We start from the raw sequence: 16672 nt of genomic DNA, 5'->3' as shown, positions 1-16672 counted from the left end.
GCTGTTCCAATTACCGGGACAGCCCACTTTTTTATGAAAGATATCAGAAGATCGGCGGAAGTGCCGCGACATCGTTATCGGTAGATGAGATTGTCTACCAACTGGGATTTAGTCAATCCTTTTACCGGACAATAAGTCCGCAGCGGAATCTGTGGACTTGTCATTTCTTTTTTCTAGTTTGAGTATCAATAAGTTATTGTTCTATCGTCGTACTCTTAACAATAGAAGGAAATGAGAAGCAATACTATTTATGTCCGCACCCTGTTTGCGCTTATTTACAGTTTACTGGCCGTAGCGCTCTCCTGCACCGATCACGAAGTACCTGGAATCCCCAACGATCCCGAATCGGCTTGTCTGAAAATCAATGGCAGCCCACGGCTTTATCCCTGTGAGTTCAAAATCGAGAAACTGACGTTTTATGCAAAAGATAACTCTGTTTTGGGCGAGGTTACGCCCGGCAGCCCGGCCATAGCGCTGAGCCGGTCGAAGGCGAAGATGGATTCCAATCCCGGTGCCAGCACGGCCGGGCAAATCGGGTCACTCATCTTCGATGTGAAGGCTACGGTCAAGAGGCTGGCCAGTCCTTCATTCCCGGTTTCGGCGGGGTACTTGCTGGTCTATTCCAGCCACGTTTCCGGTCCCCTTGCACTCACGACGCCTGGCGAAAGCGCCGTTACCGGAAGTCCGGTTGCAATATCGATACCGGTGGGCGCCACCACGGAAATCACTTTTGAGCTTCCATCGAGGTACGAGCTCTACAACACCATGTCGGGTGTCAAGCCAAAGGCCTTTCTGGGCCTGACCGCCTTTCTAATTTACAACGATGCTACTTCCGCAGCACTCGACGAGCATCCAAGTCTCATAGGGGACGTTGCTGAATCCTACATCAGGATTACCACCACCGTAGGCGAATAATGGCTATGAAGACGAAGATTTTACTCATCATATGTTCCTTCTTCATTGTTCTGTCGGGCTGTAACCTGAGTGACCACGAAATCCCCTCAGGGAGGGTCAGGCTCGTGAAACGGCAGACGGCCGGGTACGGGACATACAGTTACACCTATGATGCCATGAACAGGCTGGCAACAGAGACATTCGTGCCCGCTTTGATGATCACACCTTACCAAATAAGCTTCACTGACTACACCCCCGACAACCGTCTGGCGGAAGCTGTTGAGGACCTTCCGGCACCATTTAACGACTTGGGACATGAAGTTCTGAGAGGGCCGGACGGCCGGATTAGCAGGATCAGAAAGTACTGTGTGGGCGGACCTACCTGCACTTCCGGGATCTGGTATTTTTCCTACCCAGTCGACGGTGTCACGGAGGTCGAATTCTGGGACAATGGTTCGCTGTTCCGCGGCACGGACGTCTACACTTTGAATAGTGCAGGACAAATCGTTGAAATCAAACACTACGATAGTGCCGACGTGCTGATAACCACAACCATCAATTTAACTTTTGATGATAAAAAGAATACATTCAGTTTTTACCCCGAAGGCTTTTTAACCAGTCCTACCAGCAGCAACAATACCGTTAGTTACCGGATAACTAATCATATTACTTCGGAAATTACGGATGTTTCGAATGAGTATGAATACAATGCCGAAGGCTGGGTCACCAAGCGCATGACTGCGGGATTTGCTACGAGCACTTTTGAATATGAGTCATATTAAATAAAAAGACGAACACTTTGCGTGTCCTTTTCTGCCAAATAGCTTTCAAGACCGGTATAGTTGCCGGTTTTTTTTATTGATTAAATAGTAATAAATAAAGTATATTTGATTAAGTTACTATCGGTTAATATACTATTCAAATTCCTTCCCATTCAGTTGTGCCATGAAAATAAAAATTTACTTCATCATGCTATTCCTCGGTTTTCTACTGGGATGCAAAAAGAAAGAGGAGTTAATTGAATTTTCTCCCAAGCCCGAGCCTGAACCGCCCGGATTGACCAAATCGCAGGAGTTCTTGAAAGGATTGGAGGTAACAGGAGCGACGCGGATCGTGTACGACTCGGTCAGCAGAAGCTATATGGTGAGCTTTCCCGATAATTTTACTGCAAAAGAGGCAGACGTAAAGTTGGCATTACAACCTGATGTTTTCCTGATTGATAGCCTTGGGAACTTGTCTGCCGACACTCTTATCCGTTATTCTTATATCGGAAAAGCCCCGTTGACATTCGGGTTGCGTGCTAAACAGAGATACGAACATTTCTTTAATGTCTATTTCAATTTTACGGGCACTCCTGACATCGAACTTCTGGAAAAAGTCATTCCTGTGAATGCCAGGGCCATTAAAATACCAATCCGATTTAATGCACGTGTAGGCAGCATTCCTCAGGCACCGGGAGAAGCAGGCGTGCTGGTGAAGTTTACCAATCCCAAAACGGGATTTTCAACCCAGGCGCAAATTGGTGATTTTGAAACCCTGATCGGGTTTGAAAATTCAAATCTGTTTATAACGGATGATCCTTTCTCGCTTGAAATCCGCGTATATAACCAGACCCCGGTAGTATTTCAGGGGATTAGATTTACACGTGATAAGCCAATCGGTAACATTATTCCCACCTATAAGTTTACGTTTGCCCACAATGACACGATAAAAATTGCCGGGGGCTTTTATCTGCCGCAAGAGAAATACAAAATGACATTCTCAAACGATCTGATGACCAACCCGGTTTCGGTACAAATGCAGTTTGTAGATTCGAATTGGATTTATTCCAATAAAATCCCTTCCACATTATCGGAAGGCTCTTATCTAATGTCGGTCTACGAAAGTGAAAGGCTGATCTCAAATGCGCACATCTATATTACAGAGAACGCAGGCAAATTGATTGAAACCATTTGGCAGGGGGATATCAACATGGCGACAGAACGAAATACAAATCGGGTTGTGATCGCCAGGGGAAGTGAATTTTACGCCAAGGTATTACCGATGGAATACGGAACATCGCAAACGAATTTCGACGTTAACAAATTGGCCCGCCTGCGTTTACAGTCTGCTGATAATACGGTTGACCTGGTGCCGCAGCTGGTGGTCTATAACTGGTCTGTTGCGTTGGCTAAATTCTCTCTTGGGAAATACAAAGTCCCCAATAACCTTTCACCAGGCCTTTATGCTGTTACTGGAATCTTCACGGATGGTACCCAGACAAAACCTTACTGGTGCCGTATCGGGGTGAGGTGACCCCGGCACGGCACCAGTAAGGTTTTGCATGCTATTACCAGGGACTAATGCCGGTATCGGGTGCATTATCATCGCTGAAAAATTGGCCTGTTGCGCCATCCGTTGCCAGGGTGGCCGCTTTCACCAGGCGGGCGGCGGCATCGGCTACTGATCCATGGCCGCTGTGGTGGTTGAAGTCCGTAGCGGTATAACCTGGATCGACGGCATTTACCTTGAATGCCGTATCGCGCAGTTCGTAAGCCAGCACGATGGTGTAGGCATTCAACGCGGCTTTTGATGCGGTGTAGCAAGCTCCTTTTACACTGTAATATTGCCAGGTCGGGTCGTTGTGCAACGTCAGAGAGCCCAGGCCCGACGTTACGTTGACGATCCTTGGTTCGGGCGATTTTTTCAGCAGCCCGATAAACGCCTGCGTGGTTTCTATGATCCCGAAGAGGTTGGTTTCAAACACCTGCCTGAACACGCTGATGTCCGTACCAAGCGCAGTTTGCGGGAAGCCGCCACTGATGCCTGCATTATTGATCAGCACATCCAGCACATCGGTTTTTTTACTCAATGCATCACTTGCCGCCTGGATAGATGTGGGATCGTCGACATCGATAGTGACCTGCTCTACGCGTTCAAACCCCTCCGATTGGAGCTGATCGACCGCATGCTGGCCTTTTTGCTGGTCGCGGCTGCCGAGGTATACGTAATAGCCTTGTTGTAACATTTGCCGGGCGGTTTCAAAGCCAATGCTTTTGTTGGCGCCGGTGATCAATACTTTTTTCATGTTTCATCTGTTTGTGACAGGACAAAACTACTTTGTCGCGCCGACGTAGATGAAACACATTCTTCGGTATCACTGGTACATTTCGCGGGTGATGGCCCGGTACTCGGCAGGCGTCACACCGGTTTGGCGTTTGAAGAACCGGCTGAAATACGAGGCATCGGTAAAACCGAGATCGAAGGCGATCTCTTTCAGCGAATATTGGGTATGGAAAAGCAACCGCCGGATTTCAAGTACGAGCCGTTCGTGGATGTGCACAATAGCTGGTTTGCCACTCTGCACCTTCACCACCTCACTCAAATGCCCGGCCGACACATGGAGCAGCGAGGCATATTCACTCACCTGATGCAGCTCGCGGAAATGTTCTTCGATTGTCTGCTGGTACTTCTTAAGCAGAAGCTTGTCGGTCGAGGCGGGGTTATTTTCAAATTGCTCTGTGTAAAGACGGCTCAGATAAGTAAGCAGCACCGTCAGGTAAGCAGCCACCATGCGTTGCTGCCAGTCGCCCGTACGGAGGTATTCCGAATGGAGTTTTTGTAAAATCTCTTCTGTAAATGCCACATCGGCATCCGAAAGAAGCAGCTCGTGCGCATTATGCGGATTCCGGATCAGCGGGAGCTTTACAAGGGAAGCATTTTCCTGTAATGCAAGAAATTCGCGGGTGAAGCCGAGGGCCGTGCCCCACATGGGTTTAGGCTCTTCTTTAACGGTCAGTTGATGGGGGCCAAAAATATAGAATGTATTGTCCCGGGTCATGTAAGGGGTCATATCCACCCAATGACGGCTGTTGCCCTGGCGGGCAAAAACAAGCAGATAATAGTCTTTCCGGTGCGGTACCAGGAGCTCGCCCTGGTGCGTTAATGCCCCTTCGAACTTCGCCATGCTGAACAGTTTGCCCCCCATCACCGGGTCATGTTCGAGGGAATAAATAGGAACTTGCTGGTCGGTATTCGTGATTTGCATGCTTAAAGCTACAAAAATCCCGCAGTTACCGGCCTTAATCGGACAGGCAAGCATCGGAGCGACTCGGATTGGTCTACGTTTTTCGCGGTTGGTCTACATTATTTTCCAGGCTGGCTGCAATTTCCTTCCTTTATATAGTTATTAAAATCACATCCCGCAGCTATGAAAACTTACAGGAATTGGCTCATAATTATTTCATTGATACCCTTGCTGGCCTGCCTTGGCCGCATGGCTCCCAACATGGAAAATGCTTTTTCCGGCGGGTATCAATGGAAGCAAATACTGGCTCCCGGCAGCGGCTCGCATCAATACGAATGGAAGCCCGGCACATTCCCGATGGGTATTGTACCTCAGGTGGGCTTCGGTGGCAAGCTCTGGATGACCGGACAAAAAGCTTCCTGGTCGTCTGCGGACGGCATTACCTGGACACGGCACCCGAAAACCGACTGGGGCGAGCGCATCAACCTGTCGGGCATTTGGTTCGGTAACAAGCTCTGGGCCTACGGCGGCATGCGCTACCAGGAGCGGGAATTGATCAACGAAATCTGGTATTCCGAAGACGGTTCCGACTGGAAGCAAACTACTAATGTTACATGGGAGCCAAGGAAAGGGCATGCGCTGGTGATTTTCAAAAACAGGTTGTGGCTTTTGGGAGGTACAACCAAAGTCTCAAAGGATTTTGAATCATTGGAGATGAAGAACGACGTTTGGTCGTCTGCCGATGGTTTGAAATGGACAAGGGAAACCGCCCAAGCACCCTGGTCGCCCAGGGATTCTCCGCAGGTGGTAGTGCTGCGCGACACGCTTTACCTGGTAGGCGGGCAGGGCCTGGCCGATGTCTGGCGCTCCGCCGATGGCAAAAACTGGACAAAGCAGACCTCTGAAGCGGGTTGGAAAAAACGCTACGATGCGGGCGTGCAGGCATTCGAAGGCAAGTTGTGGGTCTTCGGTGGGCGCGATATGAACCCCGACCATCATGCGGCTGCCCAAAACGACGTCTGGTTTTCCAACGACGGCGCCAACTGGACCCGCCACGCCGAGCACGCACCATGGAGCGTACGCAGCGGAGGCCATAGTGTAGTTTTCAAGGATCAGATCTGGCTTTTCAGCGGCAAACACACTGGCGCGAATCCGGTTTGGAAGGGAGATGTGTGGGTGTTGGGGAGGCGGTGAGTTTTGACGGCCGACGGCTGACCGCCGACCGCCGTTTTTTTTTGAGTGCTCGACCATAGACCATCGACAATGGACCATTTTGAACTATTGTACGGAAGTGAGACTAGCACTCGGCGGTCGGCGGTCGGCGGTCGGCGGTCAGCACTCGGCGGTCAGCAGTCGGCGGTCGGCCGTCATTATGCACAGATATCGCCGCCGGGCCAATGATTTAAAACTTTTTCTATCATTATGACTAAGAATCAGGGTATCTGAGCTTTTAACTTCACTGAGGTCTACTACTCATCATGTTGCGCTTTTGGTTGATACGTTAAGACGATGGACTTATGAAGTCTCGAGTGAAGAAGCTTGTTTTGTTGGAGTGTCGGAAGTTTGTGATCGTGGCTTGCGGGTGCCTGCTGATGCTGGTCGGGTGCGGCGTGGAAAAGCCTGCGGAGTTGGAGCTTGCGATGAAAGAGTTGTCTGGTGAGCTGGATTTCAATTATGACGTCAAACCGATCCTTTCCGACAAATGCTTTGCCTGCCATGGCCCTGATGCCAAAAAGCAAAAAGGTGGCTTGCGGCTGGACACGGAAAAAGGTGCATATGCCGCGCTGAAAAAAGCAAAGGGGCGGCACGCGATAGTACCGGGTGACCTGGCGGCGAGCGAAGTTTATGCGAGGCTTATTTCACAGGATCCGGAAGTGAAAATGCCGCCTCCGGCATCCAATCTCACATTAACAGTAAAAGAAATAGCAGTACTCACACGATGGATCGAGCAAGGCGCAGAGTACAAGCCGCATTGGTCGTTTATCAAACCTGAAAAAGCCGAAGTGCCAGAGCCGAAAATCGCAGGCTGGGTCAAAAATCCGATCGACCATTTTGTTTTGGAAAGGTTTGATAAGGAAAAGCTGGAACCGTCGGGGGAGGCAAACCGCGAAGACCTGATCCGCCGGGCCAGCTTCGACCTGACGGGCCTGCCACCGACACTGGCGGAGATCGATGCCTTTATAGCCGACAAATCCACCCATGCATACGAAAAGCTGATAGACCGCCTCCTGAAATCTCCGGCCTATGGCGAACGAATGGCCAGTGAATGGATGGACATCTCGCGGTATGCCGATAGTGACGGCTACCTCGACGATAAGCACCGCGACTTCTCGCCCTGGCGCGATTGGGTGATCGGTGCATTCAACCGCAATATGCCCTACGACCGATTTATCACCATGCAACTGGCCGGTGATCTTTTGCCGGAAAAAACGAAGGAAAGCATCCTTGCAACGGCCTACAATAGACTGCACAAAAAGAGCTCCGAGGCCGGGATTGTGTTTGAAGAATACCGGGTTGAATACAATGCCGACCGTGTGCAGACCGTGGGGCAGGGAATACTAGGCCTTTCGGTACAATGCGCACGCTGCCACGACCATAAGTATGACCCGATCAGCCAGGAGGCTTATTACAAAATGTTCGGGCTTTTCAACAGTACCAATGAAACTGGAAGCCCGGTTTACGGCCCCGACCAGACGCCCGGCCCGGCATTGCTTCTCACCAGTAACGAAAATGAAGCGCTCCTGAAATTTTTCGACCGGAAAATTACCGGTTTGAACAACCAGCTTTCTAACGCCAAAACGGAGTCAGAAACCGATTTTAAAAAATGGCTGAATACCGGAATACTGACCGAAAAGCTAGTTGAAAAGCAAATCAGCAAAGGAATGGTGGCCTATTACCCTTTCGATAAAGCCAGCACAGGCGCCGATAAGAAGACCACTACACCGAATGCATTGAACCATAGCCAGCCCGCGCAATGCAACGAACTCATTCTCAAACCTGGTGTAAAAGGCAATGCCTATTTTGTCTCGGATTATAATTCGATCAAGCTTGGTCATAACATTGGCTGGCATGAAAGGACAGAACCGTTTTCGGTAGAGCTCTGGATTAAACCCAATACCATTTATCCCGATGCGGGCATTTTTTACCATTGCGAGGATTTGCGTGTCGGCTATAAGGGCTATTCATTGAGGCTCGCGGACAATAAGTTACAATTCATCATCGCGCATTCTTATCCTCAAAATTCGATTCAGGTCAGCACTGTTGCCGCAGTTCCGAAACAGCAATGGACGCAGGTAACGGTCACTTACGATGGGTCGAGCAAAGCGACCGGTGCGAAAATCTATGTCAATGGGGAGCTGGCAAAGGTGGCCGTCGATTACGATAACCTTTATAAAAGTATTTTGTATGAAAATGACATTCATACCTATGGTTTCCAGGGCTTTATGCTCGGGCAACGCAACTTGCTGATTCCTTTCAAAGATGGCGGGATCGATGAATTGAAAATCTATAACAAGGAATTGACTGCGCTCGAAGCATTGTACAACTATCATGTCGATAAGGCCAACCAGGTTCTGAGAACACCACGAAGCCCGGCGAATACGTCGTTGATCAGGGATTTTTATCTGGCAAATTACAATACCCTCATTCGGACATTAAAAGACAGCCTCAGATACAGCATGGATGGGCAAAATCAGCTCATCAGCAGCATTCCCGAACTGATGGTGATGGGCGATTTGCCTCAGCCACGGCCCACTTATTTGCTCACACGCGGGGCCTATAATGCACGCGGGAAAAAGGTAACGCCCGGTGCAATCGAGGCAGTAATGCCTTTTGAAGGAAAATATCCTCCCAACAGACTGGGCCTGGCGCGCTGGGTTTCAAACAAAAATAATCCGCTTACTGCCCGGGTATTCGTAAACCGCATCTGGCAAATGCATTTTGGGAACGGTATCGTACGCTCTTCGGCGGACTTTGGTAACCAGGGAGATTTGCCCACACACCCGCAATTACTCGATTGGCTGTCCGTCGATTTTATGGATTCGGGCTGGGATATTAAGAGGCTGCACAAGCTCATAATGCTTTCAGCCACCTACCGGCAAACTTCCAAAGCAACCCCGGAATTACTCGAAAAAGACCCGGCTAATATGCTGCTCGCACGAGGCGCGCGGTTCCGGTTCACCGCCGAAATGATCCGCGACAATTCGCTTGCGATCAGTGGGTTGTTGGTTAATAAAATAGGAGGGAAGAGCGTGTATCCCTATCAGCCTGCCGGTCTCTGGGATGAGCTCAGCGATAAGGTATGGCGATACAAATATGCGCAGGAACCCGGCGAAGGGTTGTATCGCAGAAGTCTCTATACGATCTGGAAACGAACATCACCGCCACCTTCAATGCTGATCTTCGACGCGCCCGAACGCGGTGAATGCGTGGCCAGGCGTCGCTCGACCAGCACGCCGTTGCAGGCATTGGTGATGCTCAACGACCCGCAATATGTGGAAGCCGCAAGGGCATTGGCGGAACGCGTTTTGCATGAATGTGACGGTAATCGTGCTGGTCATACCGATTTGGCATTCAGGTTGATCACAGGCCGTGCGCCGGATAAGACCGAGAAAAAGATATTGAGCGAATTCTACACCGACGAGCTGAAACGCTTCCGTTCCCGACCCGCGAAAGCGCTAGAATACCTGCGTACCGGCGAGCGCCAATGGGACCCGACGCTGAAACCGGAGGAAATCGCCGCATTGGCCACAGTTTCAAATGCCATTATGAATACGGACGAGGGATACACCCGTAAATGAATGCCGATATGGAAGATCTGAAAAAGGTATTGACACAACTCAACCGGCGCGATTTTCTCACCAAAGCCGGGCTCGGCTTCGGCTCCATTGCGCTTTCAAGCATTTTGCAAGCGGGGACGTCGCCTGGTGCAGGCCGCCGTGACGTCGAAAATGCCGGGGAGGCCATTGCGCCGTTTGTGCGTGGGCCGCATTTTTCACCCAGGGCCAAACGCATCATTTACCTCTTCCAAAGCGGCGGGCCTTCGCAACTCGAAACCTTTGATTACAAGCCTGCATTGGCTAAATGGCACGGACAGGAAATCCCGGATTCGATCAAAGGTACCCAGCGGAACTCGGGTATGGTGGCGGGGCAATCTACATTTCCCCTGGTGAAGTCGATCTATGATTTTAAACAATATGGAGAGTCGGGCGCCTGGGTGAGCGAGCTGCTTCCATACACGGCCGGGATCGTGGACGACCTGTGCATTGTGAAGTCGGTATTCACCGAAGCCATTAACCACGAACCCGCGGTGATGTTCGTGCAGACTGGTTCGCAGCAGAGCGGCAGGCCATCGATGGGCTCCTGGCTAAGTTACGGGCTGGGCTCTGACAATCAGAATTTACCGCATTTTATGGTTTTGATTTCAAAAGGGGTAAGCGGCGACCAGCCGTTGAGCACCGCAGCCTGGGCAAATGGCTTTTTGGCCTCGCATCATCAGGGTGTGCAGCTCAGGGCGGGAAAAGATCCGGTGCTTTACCTTCAAAACCCCTACGGCGTGCATAAGGAGGATAGGCGACGCGCACTCGACCGCATTAAGGAACTGAACGAGCATCAGTTTACGCTTTGGGGCGATCCCGAAATTCAATCCAAAATAAGCCAGTACGAAATGGCGTACCGGATGCAGACTTCCGTGCCCGATGCGGTAGACACGTCCGATGAGCCTGAATACATTTATAAGATGTACGGGGAAGACGCCCGCAAACCTGGCACGTTTGCGGCAAACTGCCTGCTCGCGCGGCGTATGGCGGAGCGGGACGTTAAATTTATCCAGCTTTATCACATGGGCTGGGACCAGCATGGAAATCTACCCATCAATATCGCCAAGCAGGCCAGGGACGTGGACCAGGCATCGGCTGCATTGGTGAAAGACCTCAAACAGCGCGGGTTGCTGGAAGATACACTCGTGGTTTGGGGTGGGGAATTCGGGCGCACGAGCTTTTCCCAGGGCAAGCTTACGGCCGACAATTACGGTCGCGATCATCATCCCGGCTGCTTCTCGATATGGATGACAGGCGGAGGCATTAAAACCGGACAAGTTTACGGCGAAACAGACGAGTTCAGCTACAATGTGGCCAGGGACGGCGTCCATGTGCATGATTTTCAGGCGACACTACTGCATCTTTTCGGTCTCGACCACGAAAAGCTGGTGTTTAAGCATCAGGGCCGACGTTATCGGCTCACCGATGTTCACGGAAAAGTGGTGAAAGGATTGATTGCTTAATTCAGGCTTGCATCAAGTATAATTGTAGGTTGAAATGCTTCGGGCAGGAGACTACTTACCGAAGCAATGAAATCAAAATTTACTTCCCCGACCCTGGCAATGCTGCTGCTGGGTAGCCATTTGCTTTTGGCACAAACCCATCCCATTAAAATTACAAAACGATACCTGAACCTGCCTGTTTCCCAGAACGACAGCCGGGGTACCATGCAATTCAAGGTAAATGGTAATCCGGAACGATCGTTCAAAATACGACTGGCGTCGGAAAAACCCGACTACTGGGTGTTTTGTGATATGGTTGCATTGCAGGGTAAAACGATCGAAATCGGTTACGACGGCAAGGCGGATGGCTTGGGTAAAATATACCAGGACGATCAAGTTGCCGGGCAGGATTCCATGTACCGCGAGCAAAACCGTCCGCAATACCATTTCACAACACGGCGAGGCTGGATCAACGACCCGAACGGGATGATCTTCTACGAAGGGGAATACCATCTTTTTTACCAACATAACCCTTACGAACGCGAATGGGAGAACATGTCGTGGGGCCATGCCGTGAGCAAGGATATGATGCATTGGGAAGAGTTGCCCACCGCGTTGTCACCCGACAATATGGGCACGATGTTCTCCGGCTCGACCATCATCGATTATGAAAACACCGCGGGATTCAATAAAGGCAATACACCAGCCATGGTCGCCTTTTTTACAGTCGATAACCCTGAAAAGCAGGTGCAATGCATGGCTTATAGCCTCGACAAAGGCCGCACCTGGACAAAATACGACAAGAATCCGCTCATCGACTCGAAAGCGAAATGGAGTAGCAAAGACACGCGCGACCCGCGGGTATTCTGGTACAAGCCAGGCAAGCACTGGGTGATGGCGCTCAACGAGCGCGACGGCCATTCGATCTACACTTCCAAAAACCTGAAAGAATGGCAATTTCAAAGCCATTTGACCGGCTTCTGGGAATGCCCCGATCTGTTCGAACTGCCTGTTGATGGGGACAAAAACAAAACGAAATGGGTCATGTACGGTGCTTCGGCTTCTTACATGATCGGCTCGTTTGACGGAAAGGCATTCAAACCGGAATCCGGCAAGCATTACTATACCACGGGAAGCATTTACGCCGCCCAGACTTTCGCCAATATGCCCGAAAGCGATCCGCGGCGCATTCAAATCGGCTGGGGGCGTGTGTCACACACGGGAATGCCGTTTAATGGCATGATGCTCCTGCCAACCGAGCTGCGTTTGCGTACGACTAAAAACGGAGTGCGGCTGGTCAGCCAGCCGGTGAAGGAAACGGAACAGTTATTCAAAAAAGAGGGACAATGGACGGCATTGTCGTCCGACGACGCCAATGCGAAACTAAAAGCGATGCAATCGCTGGACCAGTTCAGGATCAAAACGACCATTAAGCTTTCGCATGCCACCAGCGCCGGGATTTCGCTTTTGGGACAACGGATACTGGATTACGACATGAATTCCAACCTCGTCAACGGTGTGTTCTATTCACCCGAAGATATGACGAGCATGGAAGTGACAGCCGATATTTATGTCGACCGCACCTCAGTCGAAATTTTTATCGATAACGGAGCATATTCCTACTCGTTTCAAAGAAAGGCCAATGCCGATGCGAAAGAAGGCCTGGTATTTTGGGGTAACCGCATCGAGGTCAGAAATCTGGAAGTTTTCACGGCAAAATCAGCCTGGAAATAGGTATTAACCGGGGAAAATCCTTCCAATAATTTTCCCGATTTCGATGAAATCGTCGTGGTTGCTTACGGATCGCTTTTCGGTCTGATCGTCGTCCTGTTGCGAGTACGGGTACATCAGCAGGAAGTTGTTTTCCTGTGAATGCTGGTTCAAAAAGTCGGGTATCGCGCCCATTTGCGGGAAATAGGAGATCATTCCGCGCTTGGCCATGAAGATGATCAGCCCCTCGTCGGCGCTGAGCTGCATAGCGGCTTCTTCGGCTTCGCGCCAGCTGCCGATCGGATGGAGCGTGGCCTCGATCGTCGATTTACTGAGTACACGTTTCAGGATGCGGACGACCTGCTCATTGCCATAAAAACTCATTTCGGCGCCGGAGTTCTTAGCGATGTTCCATATGCGTAGTAATGCGTGGAAAAACCCCGGTTCGCGATCGGACCGGGCCGGAATGAGTACCACGTAACGCTTGACTGTGGAAATCGGCTGCGCCGCGTGGTAAATCAGCGTGTTTACATTGTCGTTTTGCAGGTAGCCATTGTGAAGGTTATATACAAATGACGGCGTAAAACCCTTATCGGGTTGCAGCCCGATCACCAGGTCGGTAATGCGCTGCTCCTTGATCACATTGCTGATCCCGCTGGCGACATCCTGGTCATAACGTGTGACTTGCTGGATGGCCACGTCAGCGGAGGCGCCAGTGTCAAGGGCGATGCGCAAGGTCTTTTCCGCATTCTTCACCGATGATTCGTTCTTGTCGTCATTCACGACATTCAATGCGAGCAAGCGGTTTTCATTGTGTCCCGCCTTGATGAGCAAGCTCAGGTTCACCAATTTTTCGACGGTCTCTTCATAATTGACCGCGATCAGTATCCGTTCATTTTCACGGTTAATACCCGAAGCAGTGTCCTCCTTATCCGCTTCGGCGATCTTTTCAGCGCTCGCCATCGATACGAACGATGAAATGGTACAGGAAATGAGAATGAGCAAAATGCTGCCGTTGAGCACGTGTTCGCTCAAAAGACGGATCGGCTCGCCCGATGCCGTTTCCGAAATCACGATATTATAGCCCACCATCACCGCCGCGAGCGTGGCCGCCGCCGAAGCGGAGCTCATTCCGAAAATCAGCATTCCCTCGTCATTGGTCAGCTTAAAAGTTTTTTGGGTAAACAATGCAGCCAGGTATTTACCGCCGATGGACGCTACCAGCATCACCGCCGCCACACCTACCGTTTCCCAGCTCTTGACAATGACCTTGAAATCGATCAGCATTCCCACGCTGATCAGGAAGAAAGGAATGAAGATCGCATTGCCCACGAATTCGACGCGGTTCATGAGTGAGGATGAATGGGGGATGAGCCTGTTCAGCGCCAACCCTGCAAAGAATGCGCCGATAATCGCCTCGATACCCGCCAGTTCTGCCAGCACAGCCGCCAGGTAGATCATCACGAGCACAAAAATGTATTGGGAAATTTTATCCTCGACCCTTTTGAAAAACCATCTTCCGATGATTGGAAAAACAAATAGCACCACCAGGCTGAATGTCAGTACCGAAACGATCAGCCTGATCCAGAACGCACTGTCCACTTCTCCCTGCGTCATACCCACCACCACGGCCAGCACGAGGAGGGAAAGCACGTCGGTTAGCATTGTGCCACCGACGGTAATGTTTACGGACAGGTTTTTTGAGATACCCAACTTGCTCACGAGCGGGTAGGCGATAAGCGTATGCGAGGAGAACAGGCTGGCGAACAGCACGGTCGTGAGCACCGAAAAATGCAGCACATAATAGCCGCCGATTAGCCCGAGGATGAATGGAATGGCAAAGGTGTAAGCCGTAAAACCAATGCTTTTCCATTTGTTCCTTTTGAAATCCCCCATATCGATTTCCAGACCGGCCAGGAACATGATATAGAGCAAACCGGTGGTGCCGGTGACAACCACGCTGCTATCGCGGGCGAGCAAATTCAGGCCGTTCGGCCCTACGAGCGCGCCCGCGATGAGCAAGCCAAGCAGATGCGGCACTTTGATCTTGTTGAGCAGCAATGGGGCGCCCAGGATGATGATCAGTTCGATGAGAAATTTCAGTACCGGGTCTTCGATAGGCAGGGAACTGATATGGATGTTCAGTAAATGCATGGCTATCGGGATGTGAGGCGGGTCAATTCTACCGAAAATTTGGCGGTACAGGTGTTATCGATGCCGATCGTCTGCATCCCCTTCAACAAGTTTCCGCCGCTACGGCCCAGCTCGACGCTCATGTCGGTCATTTTTGCCGATGAGGAATCGCTTTTGTAACGCAGCCTGATGCCCGTGCTGTCGAAACTGGCGGCATAAACCCTTATCAGCTTGTTGTTGTTGAAAACCCGCGTAAAAAGACCGGTGGAGTCGCTTACGAATTCCCAGGCGTTGGAACGCTGGTCGCCGATCACGTATTCTGTGCAATTGGATTCCCGGCACACCGACTTGCTCGTCCACATTCCGGCCAGCTCGTCGGGCCAGGCCTGTATCACAACAGTGTCGCTTTTTCGGGTGAGAAGGCTATCACGCATTCTCACAAGTGCATTATAGTCAGCCTCTTTCAATGCAAATTCCTGCTCTTTTTGCAATAATGTCTGTTCGCGCTGGGCGAGTTGCTGTTCTCGTTCTTTATCGCGGCAGCTCCAAATCAGCAAGCAGCTGACAATGAGGAGGAAGGTGGTTTTATAAATGGGCATAGTAGCTGAATTTTTCGGGTTAGGCGATCTGCTCGCCGGGAAGTCACAGGATCATTTCACCGCCGTAAGGTAAAAAAACCATTCCTTGGTACCCAAGTAATTCGGTGCTTTGCTTGTGCTCGATTCGCCAGCCACCACCTTGCAGCTGTATTACTTGTGGATCTTATAACGCATTACGGAATGCGCGCGGCGACAGACCTGTCTGGGCCTTGAAGAAGTTAGAAAAATGTGGAAGATCACTAAACCCAAGCTCAAAAGCGATCTCCTTCGCCGACTGCCCCGACACCAGCAGCACGCGCTTCGCTTCCAGTCCCACCCGGTTATGGATCAGGAAGGTGGCAGGGACATGTAAATGCCTTCTGCACAGAATGTTAAGGTAGTTAGGCGATATATTGAGCTGATCGGCGTAGAACGCAACGTTCTTATGTGTTCTGAAATGTGCGTCGACCAGTGCATGGTATTTGAAAAGGATCGGATTGGCCCGGTAGGCGTTGATATCTTCGTAAGTCCGTTCGGCTTCGCGGCTTATGAGCTGCAATGCGACTCGGGTGCGAAGTTGTACCATATCCCAGTCCACCGGTGTGGGCGCGAGTTCTTTTTCCAGCGAATCCAGCTCATAGGAAAGCAAGTCAAAAATCGCTGGTGGCAGGTCGATCACCTGATGGTTCCGGTAAAGGATAAACGACAGCCGCAAAAAGTTCGGGGAAGTTTCAAAAGCCCGCCGACCTACCATCAATTGAAAGCCGGTTGTATTTTCATCCAGCTCCCAACGGTGAACCTGGCCGGGGAACAGTAAATGTACCTGATAATCGGCAACAGGGTAATCCTTAAAATCGATCGAATGCATACCACCCCCTTTTCTGACCGCAAAAAGCAGAAAGAAATCCTGCTTGTGCGGCTTCTCGATCCGGCTTTTACCATCCACCTCATGACGCAATAACTTGTAACCCGACTCCGCAGAGGAGCCAAAAGCATCGATGCCAGAAATAGGAAACGCCGTTTTTGTGTTCATGATCTTAAATTACAAAAAATGCCGCTAGCGCGTTCCCTGTTCTTATTGTAAGGCAAAAC

General features: G+C 50.7%; 12 protein-coding genes. 7 read left to right on the top strand and 5 right to left on the bottom strand.

All coding sequences use genetic code 11. The annotated features are described in order from the left end of the window. Positions 1 to 231: 231 nt before the first annotated feature. The 3 genes from LZD49_RS26710 (at position 232) to LZD49_RS26700 (ending at position 3189) form a co-directional block, all read left to right on the top strand. Positions 232 to 915: a hypothetical protein gene (locus LZD49_RS26710; protein WP_234670793.1), complete on the top strand. Its 684-nt coding sequence runs from the start codon at positions 232 to 234 to the stop codon at positions 913 to 915. Positions 916 to 920: 5 nt separating this feature from the next. Continuing rightward, positions 921 to 1676 carry a hypothetical protein gene (locus LZD49_RS26705; protein WP_234670791.1) on the top strand — a complete coding sequence of 252 codons (756 nt, stop codon included), beginning with the start codon at positions 921 to 923 and terminating at the stop codon, positions 1674 to 1676. Positions 1677 to 1839: 163 nt separating this feature from the next. After that, entirely contained in the window at positions 1840 to 3189 is a 1350-nt protein-coding gene (locus LZD49_RS26700; RefSeq protein ID WP_234670789.1) for a hypothetical protein, read from the top strand. Between the two features lie 34 nt (positions 3190 to 3223). On the opposite strand, the gene LZD49_RS26695 is transcribed toward LZD49_RS26700, so the two are convergent. Continuing rightward, on the bottom strand, positions 3224 to 3961 hold the full coding sequence (locus LZD49_RS26695) for an SDR family NAD(P)-dependent oxidoreductase (protein ID WP_234670787.1): 738 nt from the start codon (positions 3959 to 3961) through the stop codon (positions 3224 to 3226). Between the two features lie 69 nt (positions 3962 to 4030). Then, positions 4031 to 4921 carry a helix-turn-helix domain-containing protein gene (locus tag LZD49_RS26690; RefSeq protein ID WP_234670785.1) on the bottom strand — a complete coding sequence of 297 codons (891 nt, stop codon included), beginning with the start codon at positions 4919 to 4921 and terminating at the stop codon, positions 4031 to 4033. Positions 4922 to 5083: 162 nt separating this feature from the next. On the opposite strand from LZD49_RS26690, the gene LZD49_RS26685 reads away from it, so the two are divergent. The 4 genes from LZD49_RS26685 to LZD49_RS26670 all read left to right on the top strand — a co-directional run bounded on the left by LZD49_RS26685 (position 5084) and on the right by LZD49_RS26670 (position 12893). Next, the gene (locus LZD49_RS26685) at positions 5084 to 6094 is read left to right on the top strand and encodes a hypothetical protein (RefSeq protein ID WP_234670783.1); all 1011 of its coding nucleotides are present in this window, start codon (positions 5084 to 5086) and stop codon (positions 6092 to 6094) included. A gap of 323 nt (positions 6095 to 6417) precedes the next feature. Continuing rightward, positions 6418 to 9699 (top strand): DUF1553 domain-containing protein, encoded by a 3282-nt coding sequence (locus LZD49_RS26680; protein WP_234670781.1) that lies wholly within the window; start codon positions 6418 to 6420, stop codon positions 9697 to 9699. Positions 9700 to 9707: 8 nt separating this feature from the next. Beyond that, a complete protein-coding gene (locus LZD49_RS26675; RefSeq protein ID WP_234670779.1) occupies positions 9708 to 11180 on the top strand; it encodes a DUF1501 domain-containing protein in 1473 nt (490 codons plus the stop codon). 66 nt (positions 11181 to 11246) lie between these two features. Further along, on the top strand, positions 11247 to 12893 hold the full coding sequence (locus tag LZD49_RS26670) for a 2,6-beta-D-fructofuranosidase (RefSeq protein WP_234670776.1): 1647 nt from the start codon (positions 11247 to 11249) through the stop codon (positions 12891 to 12893). A 3-nt stretch (positions 12894 to 12896) separates the two neighbouring features. Here LZD49_RS26670 and LZD49_RS26665 read toward each other — a convergent pair whose 3' ends face one another. The 3 genes from LZD49_RS26665 to LZD49_RS26655 form a co-directional block, all read right to left on the bottom strand. Further along, on the bottom strand, positions 12897 to 15023 hold the full coding sequence (locus LZD49_RS26665; RefSeq protein ID WP_234670774.1) for a cation:proton antiporter: 2127 nt from the start codon (positions 15021 to 15023) through the stop codon (positions 12897 to 12899). A gap of 2 nt (positions 15024 to 15025) precedes the next feature. Beyond that, on the bottom strand, positions 15026 to 15601 hold the full coding sequence (locus LZD49_RS26660; RefSeq protein WP_234670772.1) for a hypothetical protein: 576 nt from the start codon (positions 15599 to 15601) through the stop codon (positions 15026 to 15028). 163 nt (positions 15602 to 15764) lie between these two features. Then, entirely contained in the window at positions 15765 to 16613 is an 849-nt protein-coding gene (locus LZD49_RS26655; protein ID WP_234670771.1) for a helix-turn-helix domain-containing protein, read from the bottom strand. Positions 16614 to 16672: the final 59 nt, after the last annotated feature.

It is taken from the genome of Dyadobacter sp. CY261, assembly GCF_021440085.1.
In the GTDB taxonomy this organism is placed as follows: Bacteria; Bacteroidota; Bacteroidia; order Cytophagales; family Spirosomataceae; genus Dyadobacter.
This window is presented reverse-complemented; position numbering and strand designations above follow the sequence as displayed.

Coding starts and splice junctions, on each gene's coding strand:
- LZD49_RS26705 (WP_234670791.1), top strand. CDS start 921: ATGAAGACGAAGATTTTACTCATCATATGTTCCTTCTTCATTGTTCTG.
- LZD49_RS26710 (WP_234670793.1), top strand. CDS start 232: ATGAGAAGCAATACTATTTATGTCCGCACCCTGTTTGCGCTTATTTAC.
- LZD49_RS26685 (WP_234670783.1), top strand. CDS start 5,084: ATGAAAACTTACAGGAATTGGCTCATAATTATTTCATTGATACCCTTG.
- LZD49_RS26695 (WP_234670787.1), bottom strand. CDS start 3,961: ATGAAAAAAGTATTGATCACCGGCGCCAACAAAAGCATTGGCTTTGAA.
- LZD49_RS26665 (WP_234670774.1), bottom strand. CDS start 15,023: ATGCATTTACTGAACATCCATATCAGTTCCCTGCCTATCGAAGACCCG.
- LZD49_RS26655 (WP_234670771.1), bottom strand. CDS start 16,613: ATGAACACAAAAACGGCGTTTCCTATTTCTGGCATCGATGCTTTTGGC.
- LZD49_RS26700 (WP_234670789.1), top strand. CDS start 1,840: ATGAAAATAAAAATTTACTTCATCATGCTATTCCTCGGTTTTCTACTG.
- LZD49_RS26680 (WP_234670781.1), top strand. CDS start 6,418: ATGAAGTCTCGAGTGAAGAAGCTTGTTTTGTTGGAGTGTCGGAAGTTT.
- LZD49_RS26660 (WP_234670772.1), bottom strand. CDS start 15,601: ATGCCCATTTATAAAACCACCTTCCTCCTCATTGTCAGCTGCTTGCTG.
- LZD49_RS26690 (WP_234670785.1), bottom strand. CDS start 4,921: ATGCAAATCACGAATACCGACCAGCAAGTTCCTATTTATTCCCTCGAA.
- LZD49_RS26670 (WP_234670776.1), top strand. CDS start 11,247: ATGAAATCAAAATTTACTTCCCCGACCCTGGCAATGCTGCTGCTGGGT.
- LZD49_RS26675 (WP_234670779.1), top strand. CDS start 9,708: ATGGAAGATCTGAAAAAGGTATTGACACAACTCAACCGGCGCGATTTT.